Annotated in this window: 10 protein-coding genes, 1 tRNA gene and 2 pseudogenes; 6 read left to right on the top strand and 7 right to left on the bottom strand. The window is 68.8% G+C overall.

Annotation, left to right across the window (positions count from 1 at the left end):
* Nucleotides 1-123 precede the first annotated feature (123 nt).
* Nucleotides 124-197, top strand: a tRNA-Pro gene (locus tag AC13HU_RS02930).
* Between the two features lie 58 nt (nt 198-255).
* Here AC13HU_RS02930 and AC13HU_RS02925 read toward each other — a convergent pair.
* Together AC13HU_RS02925 and AC13HU_RS02920 are read right to left on the bottom strand one after the other, a co-directional pair.
* Nucleotides 256-504, bottom strand: coding sequence for a hypothetical protein (locus AC13HU_RS02925; RefSeq protein WP_483040113.1), 249 nt, complete (start codon nt 502-504; stop codon nt 256-258).
* Nucleotides 505-512: 8 nt separating this feature from the next.
* A complete protein-coding gene (locus AC13HU_RS02920) occupies nt 513-791 on the bottom strand; it encodes a hypothetical protein (RefSeq protein WP_483040112.1) in 279 nt (92 codons plus the stop codon).
* Nucleotides 792-1,159: 368 nt separating this feature from the next.
* Here AC13HU_RS02920 and AC13HU_RS02915 point away from each other — a divergent pair, with 368 nt between their 5' ends.
* From AC13HU_RS02915 to AC13HU_RS02895, 5 genes and pseudogenes are all read left to right on the top strand, one after another.
* Nucleotides 1,160-3,022, top strand: a complete 1,863-nt coding sequence (locus AC13HU_RS02915) for an ABC transporter ATP-binding protein (protein WP_483040114.1) — start codon at nt 1,160-1,162, stop codon at nt 3,020-3,022.
* A 56-nt stretch (nt 3,023-3,078) separates the two neighbouring features.
* Nucleotides 3,079-3,495 (top strand): NUDIX hydrolase, encoded by a 417-nt coding sequence (locus tag AC13HU_RS02910; RefSeq protein WP_483040111.1) that lies wholly within the window; start codon nt 3,079-3,081, stop codon nt 3,493-3,495.
* A complete protein-coding gene (locus AC13HU_RS02905) occupies nt 3,492-4,229 on the top strand; it encodes a maleylpyruvate isomerase family mycothiol-dependent enzyme (protein ID WP_483040110.1) in 738 nt (245 codons plus the stop codon). Before AC13HU_RS02910 ends, AC13HU_RS02905 begins: the two co-directional genes overlap by 4 nt.
* Before the next feature lie 159 nt (nt 4,230-4,388).
* Nucleotides 4,389-4,904 (top strand): annotated as a pseudogene (locus AC13HU_RS02900) (DDE-type integrase/transposase/recombinase); the annotation flags it as partial.
* A gap of 56 nt (nt 4,905-4,960) precedes the next feature.
* Entirely contained in the window at nt 4,961-5,440 is a 480-nt protein-coding gene (locus tag AC13HU_RS02895) for a hypothetical protein (RefSeq protein WP_483040109.1), read from the top strand.
* Nucleotides 5,441-5,459: 19 nt separating this feature from the next.
* Here the strand turns inward: AC13HU_RS02895 and AC13HU_RS02890 are convergent, their stop codons facing one another.
* The 5 genes and pseudogenes from AC13HU_RS02890 to AC13HU_RS02870 all read right to left on the bottom strand — a co-directional run bounded on the left by AC13HU_RS02890 (nt 5,460) and on the right by AC13HU_RS02870 (nt 9,874).
* On the bottom strand, nt 5,460-5,621 hold the full coding sequence (locus tag AC13HU_RS02890; RefSeq protein WP_483040108.1) for a hypothetical protein: 162 nt from the start codon (nt 5,619-5,621) through the stop codon (nt 5,460-5,462).
* A gap of 225 nt (nt 5,622-5,846) precedes the next feature.
* Nucleotides 5,847-5,981 (bottom strand): annotated as a pseudogene (locus AC13HU_RS02885) (galactonate dehydratase); the annotation flags it as partial.
* The gene (locus tag AC13HU_RS02880) at nt 5,982-6,710 is read right to left on the bottom strand and encodes a FadR/GntR family transcriptional regulator (protein ID WP_483040107.1); all 729 of its coding nucleotides are present in this window, start codon (nt 6,708-6,710) and stop codon (nt 5,982-5,984) included. It lies immediately after the preceding pseudogene.
* A gap of 129 nt (nt 6,711-6,839) precedes the next feature.
* Nucleotides 6,840-8,954, bottom strand: coding sequence for an alpha-galactosidase (locus AC13HU_RS02875; protein WP_483040106.1), 2,115 nt, complete (start codon nt 8,952-8,954; stop codon nt 6,840-6,842).
* 107 nt (nt 8,955-9,061) lie between these two features.
* The gene (locus AC13HU_RS02870; protein ID WP_483040105.1) at nt 9,062-9,874 is read right to left on the bottom strand and encodes a carbohydrate ABC transporter permease; all 813 of its coding nucleotides are present in this window, start codon (nt 9,872-9,874) and stop codon (nt 9,062-9,064) included.
* Between the last annotated feature and the right edge of the window lie 107 nt (nt 9,875-9,981).

Genomic DNA, 9,981 nt, shown 5'->3' with positions numbered 1-9,981 from the left:
CCACATGTGTACACCTACTCAACCGCCCCCGCCCCGCCCCCACGGTGCGAGCGACCATCTCCCCAAGTGCGCTATTCTGTCCTTGCACGATCACCCCGGGGCCCGCCCCGGAAGATCAAGCACCGGGACGTGGCGCAGCTTGGTAGCGCACCTGACTGGGGGTCAGGGGGTCGCAGGTTCAAATCCTGTCGTCCCGACACAGGTCAAAGGCCGGTCTGGAGTTTCCAGACCGGCCTTTGACATCAACGGGTGACATCAACCCGTCCGGAGAACGGCCCTACGCGGCGGTCTTGCCGTCTCCGAGCCGTGGTCCGGCAGCCCGCTGACGGTGGGAACGCACTCCTCCACCCCGCCGGCGTCGGCGAACCAGGCGCCGGGACGGGCCGTGGCGCGGCGGGGCTCGGCGCGCGACCACAGCCATTCGCGGCCGCCGCCGGTCAGGGAGGTCCAACGGCCGCCGTGCTCGGGGTCGGTCGTGACGCCGGGCGGGATCCGAGAAGTCATGCGCATACTCACCAGTTCGTGTAGGTGCCGTCGGGACGGTGCAGAGGGGACCGTTCGACGGGGCGGGGTTCGGGAGCCGCGCGGGCGGCGTCGAGGTCGATCTCGACGCCGAGACCGGGCCGCCCGGACGGGGTCAGCCGGCCCGCGGCGCAGGTGAAGCCGATGTCGAACAACGCGGCGCGGACCCGGTCGCCGCCGGCTCCGCCCGGGCCCCGGACCGGCATCCGGGTCTGCTCCTGCACGCAGACGTTCGACGTCGCCAGAAACGCCGCCGCCCTTGCGCCCATGCGCCCATGCGCCCATGCATCCAACGCTCGCTATGGAACTCGCGTTCAACGAATACCCCGGTCGTGAGCCGTGACGGGACCTGATCTCACGCGTTTTTAGAGCACCAGTGCCACACCGACGCCCAGACGGAGGAGTCCATGCATCCCACTCCCGCTTCCACACATCCGTCCGCTCGAATCGAACGGCGCTGCGCCCTTGCTGTGCACCGCGTTGACGGCATGCGCAGCGCGGCACGACCGGATACGGGGTGGGCGGTGTGAGCGAGTCCACCGATGCTCAAGCCGACAGCGTCCCCGGGCCGCGCACCGCCCCGCCGACATCGTCGCCTCAGTCCGACGGATCGGCGAAGCCCGACGGTAACCAGCAGATGCGGTACGTCGACCTGACCGGAAGCCGGGAAGCCGCGGGCCGCTCCATTCGGATGCGCGACATGGCCCGGCGGCTGCCGCAGTTGGTGCGCCACTCCATGGCGCTGGCCTGGCGGGTGGACCGGCGAGCGACCGCCGGACTCGTGGTGTGCCAGGCGGTCACCGGTGTGATGCAGGCCGTCGGTCTGGTGGCGATCGGCGGCACCCTGACCGCGCTGCTGGCCAGTGGAGAGGTCTACCACCGCCTCCTTCAGGCGTGGCCGTCGGTGGCCCTGCTGGCGGGTGCGGCCGGCGTGCGCGCTCTGCTGGGGACCGCCGTCAACTGGCTGTCGTCCCGGCTGAGCCCGTTGATGTCGCGTGAGGCCGAGCAGATGCTGCTCAACGGGTGCACGGACGTGGAGTTGTGCGCCTACGACGACCCTGCTTTCAACCGCGACCGGGAAGCGGCCGACCGCGGAGCACAGGTCAGCGGAGACCTCATCAACGAGGGCCAGGACCTGATCGCCTCCGGCACCAGCTTCGTCGCCGGGGCCGTCGTACTCGCAGGAGTCCACTGGATTCTTCTCCCGCTCCTGGTGGCGGCCAGCCTGCCCCAGGCACTGGCCCAGGTCAGCGCCGCCCGGGTGCGCTACCTGGCGAATCTGCGCAGCAACGGTGACAACCGCATGCTGTCGGTGCTGCGCTGGCACATCTACAACAAGGACGCTGCCGACCAGATCCGGGCCGGCACCATGGCCCCCTTCCTGTCGGGCCGGTACCGGCAGACGGTTGCCCGCATCAACCGGGAGGACCGGCTCGCGGCGGACCAGGGCGCCTGGATGTCCCTGCTCGGCTCGCTGTGCGGCGGTCTGGGGTCCGCGGTGGTGTGGGTGGCCGTCGTGTGGTTGCTGGCAGGCGGCCGCATCAGCGTCGGACACGCAGGGACGGCGATCTTCGCGCTGCAGACGGTCGGGCAGTCGGTACGCGGTCTGGTGGCCGTCGGAGCCCGTCTGATCCGCACCGGCCTCTACGTCTCGGACTGGTCGGGCTTCCTGGACAAGGCCGGCGGGTACCGCATGCGCCGGGGCAAGCACCGTCCCGAGCCGCCGAAGACGATCGAGGTCAAAACGGTGTCCCATCGCTACGGAGGCAAGGACCGGGACGCGCTGACAGGTGTGTCCCTCACCTTGCGCCGGGGCGAGGTGACGGCCCTGGTCGGCTTCAACGGCTCCGGAAAGTCGACGCTGTCGAAGTTGATCAGCGGCCTGTACCTTCCGACCGACGGCCAGGTGCTGTGGGACGGTGTCCCCACCGGCGACGCGGACCCAGAGGCTCTGTGGGAGCAAGTCGCCCTGGTACCACAGGAATACGCGCGCTGGCCGCTGACGGTGCGCGAGAACGTGACCCTGGGACAACCCGGCGCGCGAGGTGACACGGCGGTCCATGAAGCGTGCTCGGCTGCCGACGCCGACGAGGTCGTCGACCGGCTTGGTTCAGGGCTGGATACCCTCCTGGCCCGCGAGTGGCTTTCCGGGGAGGAGCTGAGCGGCGGCCAGTGGCAACGCATCGCCCTCGCACGCGGGTTCTTCCGTGAGGCGGGTCTGCTGGTCCTGGACGAGCCGACAGCAAATCTTGATCCGCGAGCCGAGTTCAGGATCTTTCAGCGGCTGCGGGACCTGGCCCGGGACAGGGTCGTGCTGCTGGTCACCCACCGCATCACCAACGTGGCCGTGGCCGACCGGATCGTCGTCCTTGACGAGGGCAGCATCGTGCAGCAGGGAACCTACCCGGAGCTTGCCCAACAGCCCGGCATTTTCCAGCAGTTGCTCTCCTACCAGGTCACCGCCGATCCGGACGGCGAGAAGCAGGATTCACGCGCATGATCCGGGTCACCCGCGTCACAGCGAGGGCCGGACGGGCACGTACACTGCACGACTGCGTGAACCGTGAACTGCGCGAAGAGGCCGACCTCGACATCGCCGATCTGCGGCCGTTCACCGTCATCGACAGCCACGACGCCGACGGCCCGATCCAGGTCTACCTGGGCACCTGGAACGGGGACCCGAGCACATTGACGTTCACCGAAGGAATCATGCTGCGCTGGACCGATGCCCAGCAGATCCGCTGGCCGACCATGGACCCCGGCACCGCCGCGGTCATCGAGCGGCACCAGGCCGACCCGCGTCCCGACCGGCACGACCAGACGAGAGCCATCCGCATTGCCCGGACCGACAGCGCTCCGGTGCTGACCGGTGTCGGCGCGCACCTCCACCTTGAGCACGAAGACGTGGTTCGCGCCGGTGCCCGGTTCGAACGCGGTCTATCGGTCGAGCGGCCCGAGGCGGTGACAGCGTGACGACCGATGCCGACGCGGGCTTCGACCCCGCGGCCGTCCTCGAGCAGATCGATGCTGCGACCGAGCATCTCCTTCGGACGGCAGCCCGGTTCACCGACGCCGACGTGCGCGCGCCGTCGCTGCTGCCGAACTGGTCACGCGGGCATGTCCTGACCCATCTGGCCCGCAACGCCGACGGCGGCCGCCATCTGCTGATCTGGGCCCGGACGGGGGTGGAGATGCCGGAGTATCCGAGCGTGGCGGCCCGGGAGGAGCAGATCGAGACGGGAGCGGGTCGCGGCGCCGACGCACTCGTGGCTGACCTGCGCGACAGTGCCGCCCAGTTCACGGCGGAGTACCGGTGGATGACGACGGCGGCGTGGAATCGGACGGTTCGCTGGACGCGGGGTCAGGAGCGTCCTGCGGCACGTGCCGCCGATTCCCGGCTGTGCGAGGTGCTGGTCCACCACGTCGATCTGGACGCCGGGTACACGCCTGCGCAGTGGCCGGCCGACTTCGTCCACGCGATGCTGGGCCGGGTGGTCGCGTCGTTCAGCGCACGCGCCGATGCCCCCGCCATGCGGTTGCACGCCACCGACACCGACACCTGGTACGACATCAGCACCGCGCGGCCGGCACCAGTGATCCACGGCCCAGAAAGTTCACTTCTGGCCTGGCTGATGGGACGTTCCCAGGGCGCTGATCTGGCCGTACAGGACGGCGCGGCACTACCCGAACCACCATTCCTCTACTGACCGTCGGCCGCGGACTGAACGCCACTGCAGATCGGCGGATCCACAACTCTTCACAATTACTCGCAATCGACTACCAGCAGTGACTAAATCAGATGCCCAGACGCGCCCCATTGTCCAAGATCACCGCGCACACTCAGTGCTCACTCCGTCTGAAATCCCGTGTTCCTCCAGGAGGCATTGCCCACAGACTCGCGGAACCTACACAGCCATGAACCGTTCCGGGTTCGGTGGAGGCTCGATTCTCGCTTCGGCGGCGACGCCGCGAACCGCACCTGGGCCGCGGACTTCACCCACGTCGCGGCCTGGGCCGGCACCGTCTACGTCGCGTTCGTCGTGGACACCTTCTCCCGCCGTATCGTGGGCCGGTCCGCAGCCACCACCGAACACACCGAACTCGTCCTGACCGCACTGGAGATGGCACTGTGGCCACGACTCCTCGAACCTGGGCAATACACGTCTTTCACCCTTGCCGAACACCTGGACCGCGGCCGCATCGCCGCCTCCACCGACTACGTGTATGTCCGGGCCGACGGCGTCCATCTGCGCATCCGCCTGGAGGAGGCGAAGGCAGCGGTCCTGGTACTGATGGGCGTGCGGGCCGACAGCACGAAGGAACTGATCGCGATGACCGACGGATACCGTGAGTTGTCCGAGGCATGGGCCGGGCTGGTGCGGGCCGGCACCCGCTTTGAACGCGGCCACCTGGTCGAGCGCCCCGAGGAGGCCGCCGCGTGAATGGCATCAACAGCGCCGATGACCGTTGCACCGAGAACGAGCGCCAGCGATTCGCCCGCTACCTGCACGAGCTGGCCGTCGTCCGTGACGAAGACGAAGCCGATCTGGTGACCAGAATCCTGCGCGACCCGGACACGACGATGGCGCAGTCGGCCATCGTCCGCCACCTCGACCGTCATGCGGCGCAGTTGCTGACCGACGAGAGGTTCACCGCCTGGGCCCGCGCGATGGCCGAGATCAGCGCGGAGCGGGAGTTCCTCACCCGCCGTGTGCGGGAATGGACCCTGCTGAGGTCGATCACCGTGGGCGAGCCGTGGGGCTCGGAGGAAGTCACCACCGGATCCGACTGGTTCCAGCGCAAGGCCGTCGAGACCCTGCCCTCACCCGCCGCCCTCACCCTGCTCGCCGAAGCCGGAAGAACCCGACGCGTCCGCGCTGATGCCAGTCGCCGACTACGTCAGCGACACCGCGACTGACTTGATCCACAGGTCTTGACTATTCTTCTTGCCTCACCGGTACCGGGGAGCGCAGGTGCAACAGCAGTCGGGCATCCAGCAACTCGTGCCAGACCTCGGTCAGCCGCTCCATGAGCGTCGCCCGCATCGAGTCGGTGACATGGGCGTAGCGGGCACTGACCGACCCGTCCTCGTGCCCCATCCGCTCGTCCATGAGGGGCCTCGGGCGTGCCCAACTCCTCCATCGGCGTGTGGTTGCCGTGACGGAGACCGTTGCGGGTCAGCCGGGCCGAGCGAGGACGAGCAGCCCGCGGTAGACGACGCCTTTGCTGAGGACCTGCCGGTGGGCTTCGATGTCTGACGGTCCTGGCCGCCGATCAGATATCAGGTATCAGGTGAGAGGTGACAGGTGACAGGTGCCTGGTGTCAGGTATTCGGACTGGACATCGACCGCAGCCCGGACGACTTCGGCGCGTCCTTCGATCACGGGCTCGCCCCGGCCGACCACGCCCTCGTCGGTCTCGATCCGGCAGAACAGCCGGCGGGGCGGAATGCGGAAGGTCTACCCGGGTGATCTTCGCTTGGCCGCGCTCTCCGTCTCCGTGGTGACGCGGGCGAGGTCCTCGCGGGCCTGATCGAGCAGGTTCCGCATGGCGGCCTCGGCAGCGTCCGGGGCGTCGGCGGCGACGGCGTCGAGGACGGCAGCGTGCGACGACAGGTGGTCGTCGCCGTGCTGGACGCCGTGTACCAGTCGGTCCCGCTCGGCCAGGCCGGTCGCCATGACGACTTTCATGCGCTCGAGCAGTTCGTTGTGGGTGGCGGTGAGCAGGGCCTTGTGGAACCGCAGGTCCGCGTCGACCGCCTCGACCGGATCCTTGGCGAACGTCATGTCATCGAGTGCCGCTCGCAGGGTGGCGAGATCGTCAGGGGTGTGCCGCTGCGCGGCCAGTCTGGCGGCGGAGGGCTCGACGATGGCGCGGACCTCGGCGAGGTCCTCCAGGAGCGCCGGGTCGGCCCGGCCGGCGAACCGCCAGCGGATGATGTCCGCGTCCAGCAGATGCCAGAACTCGCGCGGACGTACGAAGGTGCCGCGCTTCTGCCGCGCGTCGACCAGTCCTTTGGCCCCCAGCACCCGCAGAGCTTCGCGGACGACGGTCAGGCTGACGTCGAGTTCTGCTTCCAGGGCCGTCACGTCGATCGTCTCGCCCTCGGCGATCTCACCGCTGAGGATGCGCCGCCCGACCGTCTCCACGGTCTGCCCGTGCAGTCCGCGGCCGGAATACTTCACCATCGTCGTTCTCCCCAATGCGCCGCCCGGGCGGCACGTTCATCAACGTTGCCCAACCCGATCCCTACCCGTCATGCCGATTCCTTCCTGTAGGCGTTTCTGATAAGCGTTTCTGATCACGGCCCCGCGCTCTCAGGTGACGGGGTCGAGAATGAGCACGTCGGCGTCGCAGGCCAGCGCCCACGGGACGGCGATGCCGGCGCTGCGCAGCGCGGCGCCGCTGTGCAGGGTGCCATCGGCGCGCAGCCGGTAGACGGCGGCGGGGTCGGGGGCGTCGAGCCGGAGCCGGACCGGAGGGCTGATGCTGAGATCGCCGATGGGATGCGGACCGGTTCTCTCGCGCGTGCTGTCGTAGGCGAGGACGACGATCCGTCCGCCGTGTCGGTCGCCACCGGCGTATTCGAGGGCGTAGCCGCGGTGCAGCGGGGTGGAGTGCCGATAGACGTCGCCGTCATGGAGCACCGGGCGGATCTCGCGGTAGAGATCGATCATCCGTCGCGCGGTCGACCGTTGCCCCGGGGACCAACGGGTGAGGTCGGAGCCGACGCCGAGTACGCCGGCCATGGCGACGACGAATCTGAACTCGAAGGAGACCGCCGCCCGATCGAGCGCGCCGGGCGCGTCGGTGACCCAGGCCGACATGGCGTGTGGCGAGTAGGCGCGCAGGAACCCGTCCTGGATCAGCAGCCGGTCTCTTGGTCCGGTGGCGTCGCTGGTCCAGACGACGTCGACGAGTCCGAGGACCGCGTTGTCCAGTCGGCCGCCCCCGCCGGAGCACCCTTCGACCGTCACGTGGGGGAACTCCCGGCGGATCATCTCCAGCAGCCGGTAGTAGGCATGCGTGTGCGCGAACGACCATTCCGCTGCCAGCGGGTCCCCGGGCCGTCCTTGGGCGCTGATCGGCCGGTTCATGTCCCACTTGAGGAAGGTGACGGGCTGGTCGGTGAGCAGGCCGCGCAAAGTGTCCTGCACCCAGTCGAAGACTTCGGGTCGGCCGAGGTCCAGGACGAGTTCGTCTCGGTTGAACCTCTGGGGTACGCCGTCGTCGTGGTACACCCAGTCGGGATGCTCGCGGAACAGGTCGCTGTCGGGGTTCACGGCTTCCGGCTCGATCCACAGTCCGAACCGCATCCCGCGGGCGATGATCTGATCGGCGAACGCGGCGAGCCCGTTCGGGAACGCGGCCGGGTCGGGGGTCCAGTCGCCGAGCCCGGAGTCACCGTCGGTTCGGCCGGCGAACCAGCCGTCGTCGATGACGAACACCTCCGCACCGATCTCGGCCGCGAGGTCGGCGAGTTCCAGTTGCTCTTCCTGTCGTACGTTGAACTCGGTGGCTTCCCAGGAGTTGTACACGACCGGGCGGTGCTCGGCGGTGACCGAGCGGGAGATGAACCGGCGTTGGTGCCGGTGCCAGGTTCGGGCCAGGGCCTGCGGCCCGTCAGGCGCGTGTGCCAGCAGGAGGCGCGGGGTCCGCACCTCGCGCCCCGGTGTCATGATCAGCGTGGTGCTCTCGTCGTCGAGACCTGCTGAGACCCGCAGCAGCCCGTTGGGGTGTGCCTCGGCGGCCAGGGCCCAGGACCCGCTCCACGCGAGCGCGACGCCGAACGTCCCGGCCGCGGAGTCGGGCTGCCCGTCCGGGCCCAGCGGCGACACCGCGATCGTCGGGGCGAACAGGTGCCCGGTGATGCCCTGTCGGCTGCCGATGCGCAGGGTGCCCAACTGGAGGTCCACGGTGCGAGGCCGTGTTTCGCGCATCCAGGACCCGGCGAGGTACTCGAGCCTGGACCCGTGCGGGCACTGGACGCACAGCGCGCCGGAGAAGGCCCGGATCAGCTGTATCGGGTCCCCGTCTTCGCGGATGTCGCGCAAAGCGACCCAGCGCTCGACCACTTCGGAGCTCGCGCGGGTCAGCACGTGCTGGGTCAGTTCCAGACCGCGGTCGTCGGCGAAGCGGACCGACAGGTGCGTTTGCCGGCTGGTGACGTCGATGTGGTGGTCGGCGTAGGAGAACCGTGAGCCTCGTCGGCCGGTGGCGTCCTGCACGATCAGTTCGCTGCCGTGGACATTGCGGGTGCCGAGGGCGGCGTATTCGACCGGCGCGTACTCGGCGGCGGTCGCCATGACCGGGAGCGTCGTCGGCTGCTCCCACCGGGGCACCGGGTCTGCCGTCGGACCGAAGTAGTCCAGGACCAGCGCCGTCCCGTCCAGGGCCAGGCTGACGGCGTATGTGCCGGTGGCGGTCCTCAACGCCCAGTTGGTGTCCCTCTGCTGGTCATTCCGTTCCGGGCCGGTGGGACGTACCGGTGCTCGGTCCCGGGCGTTGTCCTTGAGTCGTGGGCCGCTCGGTATCGGGGTCATTTGGTCGCGCCTCCGGTCAGGCCCTTGACGAAGTGCCGCTGGAAGGCGAGGAAGAGGACGAGCACGGGTAGCGAGGCGAGGAACATGAAGCCGAACAGCGAACCGAGGTTGCTGGAATGCTCGCCGATGGCCCGGTAGACCCCGACGGTGACGGTCGTACCCGCCGTGGGGCCGAGGATGATCAGCGGATTGAGGAAGTCACTCCAGATCCACACGCCCAGGAAGATCAGGACGCTGGCCGAAGCGGGCCGCAGCAGGGGGAACACGACCTGCCAGAAGATCCGGAACCGGCCCGCGCCGTCGATCGCCGCCGCTTGCTCCAGTTCGATCGGGACGGTGCGGACGAAGCCCGCGAACATGAACACCCCGAACGGGATGTAGTAGCCCATGTTGACCAGCACCAGGCCGGGGACGGTGTTCATCAGTCCGAGGGAGCGCAGGATCTGAGTGATGGGGATGAGGATCACCACAGAGGGGATCATCAGCCCGCACACCAGAAAGCCCAGCAGGACCTTGGCTCCGATGCCGGTGGATCGGGCGATGGCGTAGCCCAGCATCGCCGAGAGCACCGTGACCGCGACCATCGAGATGACGGTGATCTCGACGCTGTTGAACAGTCCGTTCCAGAACAGCCGGTCCGGGCGATCGAGCACCGCGCTGAGGTTCGCCAGGGTCGGATGGGTGGGCAACGACCATGGCGAGGAGCCGATGTCGCCGCCGGGTTTGAAGACGTTGGCTACCACGATGTACAGCGGCAGCGCGAAGATGGTGGCGAGCAGGATCGCCCCGATCGGCCGCAGCCAGCTCACGAGTGTCTCCGCGCGCAGTGCCGATCGCGGGGTCCAGGCCGGACGTTCATGGCTCGTGGGCCCGGGGGGGTCGAGCACCGTGACAGGATTCGCGTCCCGATGATCCG

The sequence above is a fragment of the Streptomyces sp. NH27 genome, from assembly GCF_056859195.1.
Note: the sequence above shows the minus strand (reverse complement) of the source record. Positions and strands in the feature narration are given on the sequence as shown.

Coding starts and splice junctions, on each gene's coding strand:
- AC13HU_RS02925 (WP_483040113.1), bottom strand. CDS start 504: ATGACTTCTCGGATCCCGCCCGGCGTCACGACCGACCCCGAGCACGGC.
- AC13HU_RS02920 (WP_483040112.1), bottom strand. CDS start 791: ATGGGCGCAAGGGCGGCGGCGTTTCTGGCGACGTCGAACGTCTGCGTG.
- AC13HU_RS02915 (WP_483040114.1), top strand. CDS start 1,160: ATGCGGTACGTCGACCTGACCGGAAGCCGGGAAGCCGCGGGCCGCTCC.
- AC13HU_RS02890 (WP_483040108.1), bottom strand. CDS start 5,621: ATGGGGCACGAGGACGGGTCGGTCAGTGCCCGCTACGCCCATGTCACC.
- AC13HU_RS02880 (WP_483040107.1), bottom strand. CDS start 6,710: ATGGTGAAGTATTCCGGCCGCGGACTGCACGGGCAGACCGTGGAGACG.